Source organism: Oceanithermus desulfurans, assembly GCF_014201675.1.
GTDB classification, from domain to species: Bacteria; Deinococcota; Deinococci; order Deinococcales; family Marinithermaceae; genus Oceanithermus; species Oceanithermus desulfurans.
The window spans coordinates 248,513-262,659 of the sequence record NZ_JACHEZ010000004.1 but is presented as its reverse complement, the minus strand read 5'-3'; the positions used below and the strand labels follow the sequence as shown (position 1 = coordinate 262,659).

Below are 14,147 nucleotides of genomic sequence, written 5' to 3'. Positions count from 1 at the left end.
ATTCCCAATTAGAACGAGCTAAACTGGGGGTCATGACCGACCCGACCCACCGCCCCTCCGCGGGCGCTGCCCTCGCCCGTCTGCGTGAAGGGCACCGGCGCTTCCTGCAGCGGCTGCGCGACGAGGCGCCGTCCGCCCCGCTGGCGCTGCCGCGGTCGCACCAGCCCTTCGCCGCGGTGGTGGGCTGCGCCGACGCCCGCGTGGCCCCCGAGACCGTCTTCGACGCGCCCCTCGGCGAGCTCTTCGTGGTTCGCAGCGCCGGCCAGATGGCGGGCGCGGCCGGGGTCGCCAGTCTCGAGTTCGCCGTCGCCGGCCTGAGAGTGCCGTTGATCGTGGTGCTGGGGCACACCCAGTGCGGCGCCCTCCAGGCCGCCGTCGCCGGCGGCGCCGGGCTGCCCGAGCAGCTGGGGCGGCTGGTGCTGGAGCTGCGCGCCGGCCTCCCCCCCGACGTGGAAAACGCCGACGCCGCGGCCCCCCTGCAGGTGCGGCGGGTCCTGGACGACCTCCAGGCCGCCTCCCCGCTGCTGGCGCGGGAAGCCGCAGCCGGCCGGCTGCGGCTGGCGGGCGCCGTCTACGACGTCAGCAACGGCGACCTGCGCTGGCTTTGAGGCGTCAGTCCTGCAGCTTCTCCAGGTGCTCCTTGAGCAGGGTGCGCACGTCGCCGCCGTAGCGCACCTTGTCGGCCGGAACCTCGTCCGCGAGCACCTCGGGCACCCCGTCCTGGACTTCCAGCTCGTCGCGGGCGTCTTCCAGCTCTTCGCTGTAGCTGTAGGCCAGCTCCACCGAGAGCACGCCCTCCACGCCCTCGATGGTGCGGTAGACGGCCATCTCGGCGGCGGTGTCCTCGGCCTCGACGACCACCACCAGCTTGCTCTCCCCGTCGTGGGTGTAGACCTCGGCCCAGGGAGCGGCCTCGAGCACCTCCAACACCTGCGCGAACCGCTCCGGGTTCACGCGCACCACCAGTCCGGAAACGTTCATTCTCGCCACCTCCAGCACCACACCCGTCCTTGCTCGCTGGCCAGGATCAGGCAGTCTTCGTTCCAGAACATCAACCGGTCCACGCCTTCGAAACCGCCCTTGCGCAAAAGCTCGCGGCGCGCTTCGAGGTCGACGATCCGCAGGGTGCCGCGTTCGTCGTAGGTGTAGGCGGCCAGGCGTTCCTGGCGGTCCAGCGCGACGCCGTAGACGAAGAAGTCGGCCCGCAGCGTCAGCGCCTCGCCGCTGTCCAGGTCCAGCGCCGCCCCCCGGCGGTCGCGCCCGCCCGAGAGCAGCCAGCGGCCGCCCAGGTCCAGGGTCAGCACCTTGTCGCGGTGCTGGGCGCTTTGCAGCACGATCCTGGCCCCGTCGAGGTCCACGACGGTCACCAGCCCGCCCTCGTCGCCGATCGCCAGCCGCCGGCCGTGCTTGTCGGCCGCGCCCACGGCGCTCTGGGTCACCTGCATCCTGCGCCGGATCCGGCCCGCGGCGTCCACCCAGACCACCTCGCCGTCGAGCAGCACCAGCACGTAGCCCGCGTCGCCGTCGAACCAGGCCGCCACGATCGGCAGCTCCAGCGACTCGGGAACGACGACGCGCGGGGAGCCGCCGGGGGTGAAGGCCTCGACCACCCGGAAGCCGCTCGGCCCCTCGCGCACCCACAGCAGGGTCGCGCCGCGGACGTCCAGCGCGTAGACCTTGCCCGCCTCCGTCCCCGTCACCCGCCGGACCGGCGCCAGCTGCCACAGCGGCTCGAGCGCGTCCTCCCCGGGCAGGTAGCGCAGCACCCGGCCGTCCTCGGTGGCCAGGTAGACGACGTCCGGACCGGCCGCCCAGGCGCTCACGGCGGCGCCCAGCTCCGCCGCCAGGCCGGGGCCCCCCAGCGCCAGCCCCAGCACCAGCACCAGCAAGGCTACCCGGACCACGCCACCGCCTCCACGGGGCAGGCGGGCACGCACAACCCGCATCCGGTGCAGGCCTCGTTGATCCGCGGACGCATCATCCCTTCAAAGATTACCGCGTTCTCGGGGCAGGCCTGCTTGCAGGCCACGCAGACCACCCCCTGGTGCGCCAGGCAGGCGCCGGTCTCGATCCACACCTCGGCCAGCGGCGACCGCCCCGGCTCGGCCAGCACCCCTTCCGGACAGGCGTCCAGACAGGCGCGGCAGAAGGTGCAGCCGGCCCGCAGAAAGTCGAGGAACGGGCGGCCCTGCGCGTCGCGCGCGAGCACGCCCGTCTCCTCCTCGCAGGCCGTCACGCAGGGCCCGTGGCAACTCAGGCAGGGGGAAAAGTCGGTCCCTGCTCCGGTGTAGGGCGGGAGGACGCGCCTCCCCGACTTGGGCGCGAGCCGGGTCAGCAAGGCGCGCCGCTTCACGCTACTGGGTCCCCCCGTTCTGCACGCCCTCGTTCCACTGCTGGTCGAGGTTCGACTTGTTCTTCAGCTCGGGGTTGCGGAACTCGGGCTGGAACTCGTTGGACACCGGGGGCTGCACGTCGGCCTGGGGCACGTGACACTGGGTGCAGTAGTAGCGGGCCGGGTCCACCGGAACCTTCTTGTTCTCGCTGGCGGTGAAGAGGTCCATCTGGATGTGCGTGGGCGGAATGGGGGTCGCCCCCACGTTCTCCGCGACGCCGGGCAGGTGACAGGAGAGGCAGGCGTTGTTGCTCAGGGTAATGGGCAGCAGCCCTTCGACGGAGTGCGGAATCTGCGGCGGCGCGTTCTCGTAGGCGCGCGGCAGACGTTCGGCGCTGCCCGGGGCGGGCGCGTTGGTGGTGGGCACCGGCAGCTCCTCGCTCCCCGACGTCAGCAGGTCGCTGCTGCGAATGCCGGCCCCCGTCGATTCGGCGGACGGGGTCGCGGCTTCCGCCGGCGCGTTCGCCGTGGAAGCCGGCTGTTCCACGGCGGTCGTGGCCGCGGGCGGCGTGGGCGCGGCTTTCTTGGCGGTGGTCTCGTAGACCAGGAAGCCCAGCACCGCCACCACGAAGAGACCCAGCAACAAGACCAAAGCTTTCATTTCCTTCATTTCGACCATCCTCCACTCAGGCTCACGAACAGGGCGTCGTCGTCGCAGACTTCGACGCACCGGAAGCAGTTGGTGCACTCGGGGTTGTTGACCGTGCCGTCGTGCTTGCCGACCAGTCCCAGAACGTGGGGCTCCGGGCAGGCGTTGAAGCAAAGCCCGCAGAGGGTGCAGCTGTCCTTGACGTGCCGCACGCGCACCCTGCGGAAGCGGGTGGTGAGGCTGTAGAACGCGCCCAGCGGGCAGATGTGGCCGCAATAGCCGTGGCGCACCACGAAAAGATCGAACAGGAAGATCGCCAGCAGCAGCGCCCAGCCCATGCCCATGCCGAAGGCCACGCCGCGCGCGGCCGCGTTGATGGGGCTCACGAACTCGAAGACGGGCAGCGAGAGCAGCAGGCTCAGCACCAGCACCATCACGAGCACGACGTAGCGCAGGTTGCGGTTGAGGTACATCAGCGGCGGTTCGCGGAAGCCCAGGCGCCGGCGCACCCACTCGGCCAGGTCGGTAATCAGGTTGACCGGGCAGACCCAGGAGCAGAAGGCGCGCCCGATCAGCGCGTAGGCCACGAGCACGATCAGGGCGCCCACGAGCACCTGCCCCGCCAGCGCGCCCCCCGCGAGCAGCAGCTGCAGCACCGCGAAGGGGTCGGCGAGCGGCACGGTGTTGAGGATGCGCGAGCTGCTCAGGTCGCCCACGAGCAGGCTCCATCCCCAGGCGTTGGCGCCGAAGAAGAGCAGCAAGATGCCGAGCTGCAGCGTCCGCCGGAGGATGAGGAAGCGGTAGTGGTCGTAGACGTAGCGCAGCCTAGATTTCATTCTCGGGCACCTCCGGCGTGAAGTTGGGGGCGGGCAGGTCGTAGTGCTCGCCGGCCCGGCCCAGCGCCACGTCGCGCGGCAGCACGAAGATCGAGGCCTTCTCGGTGACGCAGGCGTGCTCGCACAACCCGCAGCCGGTGCAGTAGTCGGCGTCGACGATCGGCACCAGCATGGCGTGCTTGCCGGTGCGCGGGTTGCGGCGGGTGTCGACGAAGATCGCGTCGCCCATGTAAGGGCAGGCGCGTACGCAGGCGTCGCAGCGCAGGCCGCGCGCGGCGATGCAGTTGTTGTAGTCCACCACCGCCACGCCCATGCGCGAGCGCGCCACGTCGAGCTCGCCCCCCTCGTCGGTGAGGCTCAGCAGGTCGAGCGCCCCCGTGGGGCAGGCCGCCGCACAGGGGATGTCCTCGCACAGGTAGCAGGGAACCTTGCGCGGCTCGAAGAAGGGGGTGCCTACGGGCACGTCGTCGCCGTAGGCCCCCAGCTTGAGCGTGTCGTAGGGGCAGTCGGCCACGCAGAGGCCGCAACGGATGCAGGTCGCCAGGAAGTCGTCCTCGGCGAGCGCGCCGGGAGGCCGCAGCACCAGCTCCGCCTGCGCGTTCTCGTGCACGAAACCCGCCCAGAACGCTCCGCCCACCGCGGTAAGGGTGACCCCTTGCAGCGTGCGGAAGATCATGCGGCGGCGGGTTTGGTCGACCTCGGACACGGACGCCTCCCTAGGCGGGGTAGACCTTCACCGCCGCCTTCTTGTAGTCGGTCTGCTTGGAGATGGGGCAGCGCTGGTCGTTGGTGACCTTGTTGATGAGCACGCGCTCGTCGAACCAGGGCACGAAGATCAGTCCCTTGGGCGGGCGGTTGCGGCCGCGGGTAGAGGCGCGCGCCTTGACCTTGCCGCGGCGGCTCTCCACCCAGACGAACTGGCCGTCCTTCACCCCGATCTTCTTGGCGTCCTCGGGGTTCATGTACACCAGCGCCTCGGGGACCGCGCGGTAGAGCTCAGGCACGCGCATGGTCATCGTTCCGGAATGCCAGTGCTCGAGCACGCGCCCGGTAACCAGCCAGAAGGGGTAGCGGTCATCGGGCATCTCCGGGGGATCCATGTAGGGGCGGAAGAAGATCTTGGCGCGGTTGGTCAGGTCGACCGAAGTGCCCGCCTCGGGTCCGAAGAGGTTGCCCTTGGGGATCTTCTTCTTGGCCTTGCCGTAGAAGGCGAACTCGCCGCCGGGGTTGGCCTTGCGGGCGTAGGGGTCGTACTTGGCGTTGAAGCGCCAGGGGGTCTCCTTGCCGTCCACCACAGGCCAGCGCAGGCCACGCACCCGGTGGTAGGTGTCGAAGTCGGCGAGGTCGTGACCGGTGCCGAGGCCAAACTGGCGGTACTCTTCCCAAAGCGCCTTCTGCACGAAGTAACCGTAGCCCTTGAAGGGCTTGCCCTCGGCGTCCTGAATGGGGCGGCCGTCGCCCGCGGCCTCGGTGTTGAGGAAGCCCTCGCCGATGGGGTCGGGCCAGGCGAACTTGCGCATCTCGGGATGGTTGAAGAGGACGTCGAAGAGGGTCTGCTCGGGGTCGTACCCCATCGCCTTGGCCTTCTCCAGCACGTCGGGCAGCACGGTGCCGTCGGGCAGCTTGTGCTCCTTCCAGACCTCACGCAGCTTGAAGAACTTGGAGAACTCCATGTACTGCCAGATGTCGGGCATGGCCATGCCCGGGGCGGTGACCTGCTGGCGCCAGTGCTGGGTGCGACGCTCGGAGTTGCCGTAGGCGCCCCACTTCTCGTAGATCATCGCCGTGGGCAGGATCAGGTCGGCCACTTTGGTGGAGATGCCCGGGTAGACCTCGGAGACGACGATGAAGTTGTCCATCTCGCGCGCGGCCTTGACCCAGTGGTTGGCGTTGGCGGTGTTCTGCCAGGGGTTGTTGACGTGCACCCAGGCCCACTTGATCTTGCCGTCCTCGAGGTCGCGCATGATCTGCACGAAGTTGGCCCCCACCTTGGGGTTGATCGTGCCCTCGGGAACACGCCAGAGCTTCTCGGAGATCTCGCGGTGCTTGGGGTTGGCCACGACCATATCGGCGGGCAGGCGGTGGGCGAAGGTGCCAACCTCGCGCGCGGTGCCGCAGGCGGAGGGCTGGCCGGTGAGGCTGAAGGCGCCCGAACCCGGCTTGGCGTGCTTGCCGAGGAGCAGGTGGATGGCGTAGACCTGCTCGTTGACCCAGGTGCCGCGGGTGTGCTGGTTGAAGCCCATCGTCCAGAAACTGACCACCTTGCGACCCTGTTCGACGAAGATCTGCACCAGGTCTTGGAGCTTCTTCTTGAAGCTTTCGAGCGGCTCGTCGGGGTCGCCCTTGGCCAGCTCGGCGACGAAGTCGAGGGTGTAGGGCTCGAGCGCCTTCTTGAGGTCCTCGAAGGCGATCTGCCAGTGCGCCCCCGCCGCCGCGCGGTGCTTCATCTCCATCTTGTCGCCCGGCTTCAGCCCCAGGAAGGCCAGGGCCTTGGCCTCGGCCTCGGAGACCGTCTTGGCCAGCTCTTTCTGCATCGTCTCGCGCTCTTTGTCCGAGTACTTCGGGTGGTTCGGATCCGAGCGCATGCCGTAGCCGATGTCCACGTAGCCGGTGGCGTAGGTGGTGTACTTGTCGACGAACTCGCGGTCGATGGCATCGGGATAGTTGTACAGAATTTCCCGCAGGATGTAGTTCTGAATAGCCAGATCGGTGTGCGGCTTGAAAATGATCGCGGTGTCCGCCATGTCGGCGTTCATGTGCTGATAGGTCGAGAGCACCACGACCTTCACCCGGTCGGGATCCGAGAGCTTGCGGTCGATCACGCGCGCCCAGAGAACCGGGTGGTTTTCCGCCATGTTCGAGCCCCAAAGCACGAAGCTGTCGGTGAGCTCGATGTCGTCGTAGCAGCCGGCGGGCTCGTCGATGCCGAAGGTCTGGATGAAGGCGGCTACGGCGCTGGCCATGCAGTGGCGGGCGTTGGGGTCGATGTTGTTGGAACGGAACCCCGCCTTGATGAGCTTGCTGGCGGCGAAGCCCTCCTGAATGGTGTACTGGCCCGACCCGAAGAAGGCGATCCCGGTGGGACCCAGCTCGCCGTAGGCCTTCTTGAACTGGTCGGCCATCACCTCGAAGGCCTTCTTCCAGGAGACCGGCTTGAACTCGCCCTTCTTGTCGAACTCGCCCTTCTTGTTGACGCGCAGCAGGGGGCGGGTGAGGCGGTCCTTGCCGTACATGATCTTGGCCAGGAAGTAGCCCTTGATGCAGTTGAGGCCGCGGTTCACCGGGGCCAGCGGGTCCCCCTTGACGGCCACGATGCGGTCGTTCTTGGTGGCCACCATCACCCCGCAGCCGGTCCCGCAGAAGCGGCAGACGGCCTTGTCCCAGCGCCAGTCCTTCTCGGCTTCGCTCGTTCCTCCCTGCGCGACCGAGAGCCCCGCCGCGGCCGCTGCGGCGCTGGCCGCCGCGGCCTTGAGCAGGCTGCGTCGGTCGGTGGAGAGGGCTTCGTGTTTCTTCTTCGGCTTCGACGATTCCATACCCTTGCCTCCCTTGGTGTCAAGTGTTCCACCCTGACGATGCCATGAGGTCGGGGGGCCATATAGGGACATTTAACCTAGGGGCTCAGCCTAAGCCTTGACGCTACGTCGATGGCCCGCGCGATCCTTCCCCTCCAGCTTAAGCGGCCGGACCGGGACCAAAGACCGTACGCGCGGGACGTTCCAGGAAGCGCAGGATGTACTATGGTATAAAACAATCCGCCTGAGGAGGCACGATGCGGTTTTTTGTGATCGGGGACGTCTCGGTAGACCTAATGTATTTCGTGGACGCGATGCCCGGCCCCGGAGAGGAAACGCCCGCCCAGCGGGCGCTGATCAAGCCGGGGGGCGCCGCGGCCACCGTGGCCGCCAACCTGGCGAGCCTGGGCCACAAGGTCGCGCTGGCTGCGCGCGTGGGAACGGGCCCCTTTCGCGAAGCCGCACTCGCCAACCTCAAACGGGTGGGGGTGGACCTGAGCCATCTTCAGGAAGACGAGGAGCGGCCGACCTCGAGCATCCTCGTCTTCGTCATCGCCGGGGGCGAGCGCACCATGGTCTCGAGCGCCAGCGCCAGCCGTCACCTCGACGCCGCCGCCTTCAAAGCGCGCGCCCTCGACCAGGTGGACGCGGTGGTCGTCTCCGCCTACGCGCTGGCGGGCGGCCCCAGCCGCGAATACACCCTCAAGGTGCTGGCCGCGGCGGCGAAACGGCGGCTGCCCGTCTTCGCCGACCTGGGCACCGGAGCCATCCGCGCCGCGGGCGAGCACCTGCTCGAGGACCTGCGCGGCGTGGACTACCTGCTCATGAACCAGCACGAACTCGCCGCCCTCACCGGCGAGGCCTCGATCAGCGGCGGCGTGGAGCGGCTGCGCACCTACGGCATCGAACGCGCCGTCGTCAAGCTGGGCGCCCTGGGTTCGATGGTCGTTACCCCGGAAACCGAAGCCCTCGTGGAACCCTACGCGGTGGACGACGTCATCGACTCCACCGGGGCCGGCGACGCCTACACCGCCGCCTTCGCCGCCACGGTAATGGAGGGGCGCGACCTGCTCGAGGCCGCCCGCCGCGCCAACGTCGCCGGGGCGCTGGTGGCCACCCACGTAGGGGCGCAGGGCTACCTGGTGAAACCCGAGGACCTGGAGCTCGCGGCTTCTTCGAAGTAACGCTTCAGCGTGCGCAGGAAGGCCAGCCCCGCGCGGCTGCTCTTTTCGGGGTGGAACTGCGGCGCCACCACGTTCCCCTTCAGGTAGAGCGCGGTGAAGGGCGTCCCCTCGTAACGGGTGACCCCGACGCTGCCCTCGGTGAGCGGCGCGTAGTAGGAGTGAACGAAGTAGAAGTGGCGGCCGTCGAAGTCCGCGAAGGGCCCCGCGTCCACCTCGAGCGTGTTCCAGCCCATCTGGGGCACCTTGCGCGCGCGGAAGCGGCGCACCGTGCCGGGAACGAGGCCGAGCCCGGGAACGCCCGGGGCCTCCTCGGACCCCTCGAAGAGGAGCTGCAACCCCACGCAGATGCCCAGGAAGGGCCGGCCGGCGGCGAGGTGCTCGCGCACCGCCGCCTCGAAACCCGAGGCGCGGAAGTTGCCGGCGACCTGGGCGAAGTGCCCCTGCCCCGGCAGCACCAGCAGCTCGGCGGTGGCGGCGGCGCGGGGGTCGTCGTCGACGCGAACGTCGTAACCCGCAGCCTCCAGCGCCTTGGCGGCGCTGCGTAGGTTTCCGGAGCCGTAGTCGATGACCAGGGTACGCATAAAACGGCCGGCTAGAGCACGCCCTTGCTGCTGGGCAGGTCGTCGCGGGTCACGCGGGTGGCGGCGAAGAGGGCCCGGGCCAGCGCCTTGAAGGCCGCCTCGATGACGTGGTGGGCCTCGCGGCCGGCCAGGACCCGCAGGTGCAGCGTCAGCCCCGCGTGGTTGACCAGCCCGCGGAGGAACTCGCGCAGGTGGTAGACGTTGACCCCGCCGGCCTCGCCCACGACGTCGAGCGACTCGGGCGCAAAGGCCAGGTAGGGGCGGCCCGAGAAGTCGAGGACGACGTGCACCAGCGTCTCGTCCATGGGGGCGAAGGCGCTGGCGTAGCGCTCGAGGCCGACGCGGTCGCCGAGAGCGCGTTCCAGGGCCATGCCGAGGGCGATACCGACGTCCTCGACGAGGTGGTGCACGTCCACCTCGAGGTCGCCGCGGGCGTCGAGGTCGAGCCGGAAACGTCCGTGACGCACCAGCTGCTCGAGCATGTGGTCGAGGAAGGGCAGGCCGCTGGCGATCTTCCCGCCCGTGGGCCCGTCGAGGTCCAGGGTCAGCCGCACCTCGGTCTCGCGCGTGATCCGCTCAATCTTCGCTTGCCGCATCCGCGATCTCCTTCTCCTCCTTGGCCAGTTCGAAGGCCGCCTGCAGGAAGGCGTCGTTCTCGACGGGGGTGCCGATCGTCACCCGGATCGCCCCTTCGAGACCGGGAACATGATCCTGACGCCGCACCAGGATGCCGCGCTTCAGCAGCCCCTCGTAGGCGGCCTGGGCGTCGGGGGTGCGCACCAGCAGGAAGTTGGTGTGGCTGGGGTAGGCCGTCCAGGTGGGGTGGGCCTTCAGCTCCAGGTAGACGCGCTCGCGTTCGCGCCGCACCTTCTCCACGGCCTCGGTCACGTAGCCCGGGTGCTCCAGGGCCAGCTCGACGGCGAGCGCGGTGGGGGCGGGGATGCCGAAGGGCGGCAGCAGGTGGCGCACCACCCGGGCCGCCTCCTCGGAGGCGAGCAGGTAACCCGCGCGTGCACCGGCCAGCCCCCACGCCTTGGAGAAGGTGCGCAGCACCCCCAGGTGCGGCTGGCCCAGGGCCTGCCGCTTGAGGTCGGCGGGGGCGAACTGGTAGTAGGCCTCGTCGATGACCATCAGCCAATCGTGCTGCGCCGCGGCCTCGCAAAGAATCTGGACCCGCTCCTGCATGAAGAAGTGCCCGGTGGGGGTGTGGGGGTTGGGAAGGAAGAAGACCCCCGGGGACTCCTCTTCGGCCAGGGCCGCGAGCAACGCCTCGAGGGGCAGCTGGAACCCCTCCTCGAGGGGGACGGCGCGGTAGGGGACGCCGAGCAGCTCGGCGGCGTGCTGGTAGAGGGCGAACGAGGGTTGTACGTCCAGGACGCGCTGGGCGGCGGCGACGAGGGCGGTGATGATCGTGTTGGAGCCGGGCCCCACCACCACCCCGGTCTCGGGCCAGCCCTCGAAGTCGGCGATGCGCTCGGCCAGGCTCTCGGCGTGCATCTCCGGGTAGCGGTTCAGGGGCAGGGCCTCGAGCCGCGCCGCCAGCTCGGCCTTCAGCTCGGGCGGCAGGCCGTAGGGACTCTCGTTCTGGTCCAGCTTGATCAGGGCCTGCCGGGCGGTGTAGGGGTAGTCGGGCAGGGCGAGCAGGCGGGGCTTGAAGGCCTTCACGTCCCCGATTGTACCCCAGGGCCGCAGGCGGGTCGAACCGGCGCCGGCGGCCGCGTCAGGCGAAGTAGGCCATCCACGCCCAGGCGGCGAGGGCGCCGGGGAGGAGCGCCAGCGCCAGCGCCAGCCCCATCCGCGGGTGCCCCAGGTAGCCCAGCGTCGCCTTCACGGCGTTGTTGACCAGGGTGGCGAGCAGGACCGCCCGCACCGCCAGCGCCGCCTCGAGCCCGCCCTGGCTGAAGAGGCGCGCCATGCTGAGGGTGATCGCGTCCAGGTCCTGCAACCCCGAGAGCGCGGCCACCGCGTAGACCCCGGCGGCGCCCAGCCAGACCCCGGCGGCGTAGGCCGCGAGCTTGATCAGGGCGTAAAGCCCCCCAAAGAGCAGCGCCGCCCCCAAACCCAGCGGGTTCTTCAGTTCGAAGTCCCCGCCGCCCCCGCCGCCGCGCGCCAGCAGCAGGCAGACGACCAGGTTCACCAGCGCCCACAGCGCCAGCGCCGGCGCCAGCAGTGCGAGCAGCGCCGGGGCGAACAGCGCCACCCAGACGAGCACGCGCAGGTACATCAGCACCGTTGCCAGCCCCGCCGCGACGGCCCAGCTGCGCCAGGACGCCGGGTGCTCGCGCGCCCGGGCCGCCATGGAGACGGTCACCGCGGTCGAGGAGACCAGCCCCCCGGCGAGGGCCGCGGCGTAGAGGCCGCGCTCGCGCCACAGGCGTGTGAGCACGAAGCCCGCGAAGTTCGCCGCGGCGACGAGCAGCACCATCAGCCACACCTCGCGCGGCCGCAGCACCCCACCGGGGCCGTAGCCGGCCTCGGGCAGAAGCGGCCAGACCACCCCCCACAGGAGCGCCAGCAGCACCGCGGCTTCCAGCGTCTCCTCGCCGATCTGCGCCGACCAGCGGTGCAGCCGCTCGCGGTAGGTGAGCAGCCCCAGCGTCACCAGCCCCCCGAAGAGCGCCGCGGTGGCCTGCCCCTCGCCCGCGAGCAGGCCCAGCAGGTAGACGACGAGCGCCGCCACCTCGCTGGTGGCTCCGGGAGCGCGGGTGAGCGACCACAGCGCCAGCGCCCCGACCACCAGGAAGCCCGCCAGCGCCAGCGCCCCGGAGCCCAGCACCCCCACGAGCCCCCCGAGGAGGCCGATCAGCGCGAAGGTGCGCACCCCGCCCAGCGCGCCGGTCTCGCGCTCGCGCTTGGCGCGTTCGCGCTCGAGCCCCACGGCGAACCCGACCAGCGTGGCCAGGGCCAGCCCCGTCAAAGAGCTTTCCATTGACCTCAGTCTGCACCCGCGCCGCCCCCTGCGGCAACGGGCGTCCGCCCCTGCCGCCGGGTGGGTAGACTGGGGGCGATGCGCATCGGACTGCTCGCCTACGGCGGCCTCGGCGGCAGCGGCACGGTCGCCGCGGAACTGGCCATGCGCCTGGCCGCGCGCGGGCACACCGTCGTGCTCGTCTCCAGCCGCCGCCCCTTTCGCCTCGACGCGGCCAGCGGCGTGCGCTTCTTCCCGGTGCGCGCCCCGGACCACGCCGTGCTCCCGGGCTCGCTCTACGGTCTGGCCGCCGCCGGGGCGCTGCGCACGGCGGCGCGCGAGCACGCCCTCGAGGTCGTGCACACCCACTACGCCGTCCCCCACGCCGCCAGCGCCCGCCTGGCGGAGCTCGAGCTGCCGGTGCTGCACACGCTGCACGGCACCGACGTGAACCAGCTGGGCCTCGACCCCGCCTTCCGCGAGGTGACCGCTCGGGCGCTGGCCCGCGGACGCGTCACCGCGGTCTCGCGCTCGCTCGCCGAGCAGGCGCGCGTCGTCTTCGGGGTCGCGGCCGAGGTGGTGCCCAACTTCGTCGACGCCGCCCGCTTCCGGCCCCGCCCCGACCGCAAGGCGCGCTACGTGGAGACCGGAGAGGTCATGATCGTGCACGCCTCCAACTTCCGCCCCATCAAGCGCACCCCCGACCTGGTGCGCGCCTTCGCCCACCTGCTGCGGTTGGGGGTGCGGGCGCGGCTGGTCTTCCTCGGCGAGGGGCCCGAGCGGCCGGAGGCCGCCCGGGTGGCGCGCGAGCTGGGGGTGCGCGAGCGGGTCCGCTTCCTGCCGCCCACGCCCCACCCCGAGGAGGTGGTCGGGGCGGCCGACCTGTTCTGGCTGCACTCCCAGGAAGAGTCCTTCGGCCTCGCCGCGCTCGAGGCGCTGGCGTCGGGGGTGCCCGTGGTGGCCGCGCGCGTGGGCGGCCTCAGCGAGGTCGTGCGCCACGGCGAGACCGGCTGGCTCGTCGAGCTGGGCGACGTCTACGGCCAGGCGGGCGCCAGCGCCGAGCTGCTGGCCGACCCCGACCGCCTGGCCGCGATGCGACGGGCGGCGCGCGCTGACGCCCGGGAGCGCTTCGACCCCGAGGCCGTCGTCGACCGCTACCTGGAGCTGTACCGCGGCGGCTAGACGGTGGGCTCGGGCATGGCCGTGACCGGCCGCGCCTCCTCCAGCGCCGGGGTGCCCTCGCGGGCGCCGGGGTCGGCGGCGATCGGCAGGGCCGCAGGCTCGATCACGACCTCGATCTCGGCCCGTTCCGGGAGGACCTCGCCGTCCGCCTGAATCGGCACCGGCCGGTCGAAGCTCAGGCGAAATTGCACCCCGGAGCGGTGGCCGATCCGGGGGTGGCCGAGGTGGCGGCCGGCGAGCAGCCGCGGCAGGATGCCCAGGACCCCGAGGCGGGTGAAGGCTCCCGCCCAGACGAGCTCGAGCCGCCCGTCGTCGGGCCGCGCCATCGGCGCGATGGGAAAGCCCCCGCCGTAGGTCGCGCTGTTCATCACCGCGGCGAGCAGCATGGGCCCGGCGTAAACCTCCTCGCGGTCAACCTCGATGCGCGTTTCGGGCAGCGCCAGTCCCCGCAGCTCCGCGACCAGCGCCCACAGGTAACGCGGCAGGCCGCGCAGGTAACGGGGCGCGGCGAAGGCGCGCCGCGCCACGGCGGCGTCAAGGCCGGCGGTGGCGCTGGAGGCGAAGGGCTCCCCATCGACGATCCCGCGGTCGTAGCGCACGATCCCGCCCCAGAGCGCGGTGGCGAGCGCGCGCTCGAGCCCGACGCGGCGCAGCCCCGCCATGCGCGCGATGTCGTTGCCCGAGCCCACCGGCACCAGCCCCAGCACCTGGCCGGGACCGAGCGCCCGCACCACCTCGTGGGCGGTACCGTCGCCGCCCACGGCCACCACCCGCGCGTCCGGCGGGGCCCGCCGGGTCAGCTCGCTGGCGTGGCCGGGGCCTTCGGTGACCCAGACGGGCACCTCGGGCGCCCAGCTGCGCACCCAGGCCTGGATGCGCGCGAGCTGCCCCCCGACCCGGCCGCGGCCGGCCGCCGGGTTCACGATGATGACCGCGGGGTCCATTCGCCCATTTTATACGCCG

The 14,147-nt window shown here is 71.0% G+C and carries 15 protein-coding genes; 3 read left to right on the top strand and 12 right to left on the bottom strand.

Annotated features, from left to right (window positions below; genetic code table 11):
- Window positions 1-32 precede the first annotated feature (32 nt).
- Window positions 33-608, top strand: coding sequence for a carbonic anhydrase (locus HNQ05_RS06970; RefSeq protein WP_147148177.1), 576 nt, complete (start codon window positions 33-35; stop codon window positions 606-608).
- 4 nt (window positions 609-612) lie between these two features.
- Here the strand turns inward: HNQ05_RS06970 and HNQ05_RS06965 are convergent, their stop codons facing one another.
- The 7 genes from HNQ05_RS06965 to napA form a co-directional block, all read right to left on the bottom strand.
- Entirely contained in the window at window positions 613-981 is a 369-nt protein-coding gene (locus HNQ05_RS06965; RefSeq protein ID WP_147148175.1) for a chaperone NapD, read from the bottom strand.
- Complete coding sequence (locus HNQ05_RS06960; RefSeq protein ID WP_147148173.1) at window positions 978-1,904, bottom strand: WD40 repeat domain-containing protein; 927 nt, start codon at window positions 1,902-1,904, stop codon at window positions 978-980. Before HNQ05_RS06960 ends, HNQ05_RS06965 begins: the two co-directional genes overlap by 4 nt.
- The gene (locus HNQ05_RS12340) at window positions 1,892-2,209 is read right to left on the bottom strand and encodes a 4Fe-4S binding protein (RefSeq protein WP_246104126.1); all 318 of its coding nucleotides are present in this window, start codon (window positions 2,207-2,209) and stop codon (window positions 1,892-1,894) included. The genes HNQ05_RS06960 and HNQ05_RS12340 overlap by 13 nt, the downstream gene beginning before the upstream one ends.
- Window positions 2,210-2,354: 145 nt before the next feature.
- Window positions 2,355-3,002 (bottom strand): nitrate reductase cytochrome c-type subunit, encoded by a 648-nt coding sequence (locus HNQ05_RS06950; protein WP_147148169.1) that lies wholly within the window; start codon window positions 3,000-3,002, stop codon window positions 2,355-2,357.
- Window positions 2,999-3,817 (bottom strand): quinol dehydrogenase ferredoxin subunit NapH, encoded by an 819-nt coding sequence (gene napH / locus HNQ05_RS06945; RefSeq protein ID WP_147148167.1) that lies wholly within the window; start codon window positions 3,815-3,817, stop codon window positions 2,999-3,001. The genes HNQ05_RS06950 and napH overlap by 4 nt, the downstream gene beginning before the upstream one ends.
- The gene (napG, locus tag HNQ05_RS06940; RefSeq protein ID WP_147148165.1) at window positions 3,807-4,523 is read right to left on the bottom strand and encodes a ferredoxin-type protein NapG; all 717 of its coding nucleotides are present in this window, start codon (window positions 4,521-4,523) and stop codon (window positions 3,807-3,809) included. The genes napH and napG overlap by 11 nt, the downstream gene beginning before the upstream one ends.
- A 10-nt stretch (window positions 4,524-4,533) precedes the next feature.
- Window positions 4,534-7,350 (bottom strand): nitrate reductase catalytic subunit NapA, encoded by a 2,817-nt coding sequence (napA, locus tag HNQ05_RS06935; RefSeq protein WP_147148163.1) that lies wholly within the window; start codon window positions 7,348-7,350, stop codon window positions 4,534-4,536.
- Between the two features lie 236 nt (window positions 7,351-7,586).
- Here napA and HNQ05_RS06930 point away from each other — a divergent pair, with 236 nt between their 5' ends.
- A complete protein-coding gene (locus tag HNQ05_RS06930; RefSeq protein WP_147148161.1) occupies window positions 7,587-8,513 on the top strand; it encodes a carbohydrate kinase family protein in 927 nt (308 codons plus the stop codon).
- On the opposite strand, the gene hisH is transcribed toward HNQ05_RS06930, so the two are convergent.
- Genes hisH through HNQ05_RS06910 form a run of 4 tightly spaced genes read right to left on the bottom strand, consistent with a single transcriptional unit; the run spans window position 8,465 to window position 12,023 of the window.
- On the bottom strand, window positions 8,465-9,094 hold the full coding sequence (gene hisH / locus HNQ05_RS06925) for an imidazole glycerol phosphate synthase subunit HisH (protein WP_147148160.1): 630 nt from the start codon (window positions 9,092-9,094) through the stop codon (window positions 8,465-8,467). The genes HNQ05_RS06930 and hisH overlap by 49 nt on opposite strands.
- Before the next feature lie 11 nt (window positions 9,095-9,105).
- Complete coding sequence (gene hisB, locus HNQ05_RS06920; RefSeq protein ID WP_147148158.1) at window positions 9,106-9,690, bottom strand: imidazoleglycerol-phosphate dehydratase HisB; 585 nt, start codon at window positions 9,688-9,690, stop codon at window positions 9,106-9,108.
- The gene (locus HNQ05_RS06915) at window positions 9,671-10,759 is read right to left on the bottom strand and encodes a pyridoxal phosphate-dependent aminotransferase (RefSeq protein ID WP_147148156.1); all 1,089 of its coding nucleotides are present in this window, start codon (window positions 10,757-10,759) and stop codon (window positions 9,671-9,673) included. Before HNQ05_RS06915 ends, hisB begins: the two co-directional genes overlap by 20 nt.
- A gap of 55 nt (window positions 10,760-10,814) precedes the next feature.
- Complete coding sequence (locus HNQ05_RS06910; RefSeq protein WP_147148154.1) at window positions 10,815-12,023, bottom strand: MgtC/SapB family protein; 1,209 nt, start codon at window positions 12,021-12,023, stop codon at window positions 10,815-10,817.
- A 78-nt stretch (window positions 12,024-12,101) separates the two neighbouring features.
- Between HNQ05_RS06910 and bshA the strand changes: the two genes are divergently transcribed.
- A complete protein-coding gene (gene bshA / locus HNQ05_RS06905; protein WP_147148152.1) occupies window positions 12,102-13,184 on the top strand; it encodes an N-acetyl-alpha-D-glucosaminyl L-malate synthase BshA in 1,083 nt (360 codons plus the stop codon).
- Here bshA and HNQ05_RS06900 read toward each other — a convergent pair.
- Window positions 13,181-14,128, bottom strand: coding sequence for a diacylglycerol/lipid kinase family protein (locus HNQ05_RS06900; protein WP_147148151.1), 948 nt, complete (start codon window positions 14,126-14,128; stop codon window positions 13,181-13,183). The genes bshA and HNQ05_RS06900 overlap by 4 nt on opposite strands.
- Between the last annotated feature and the right edge of the window lie 19 nt (window positions 14,129-14,147).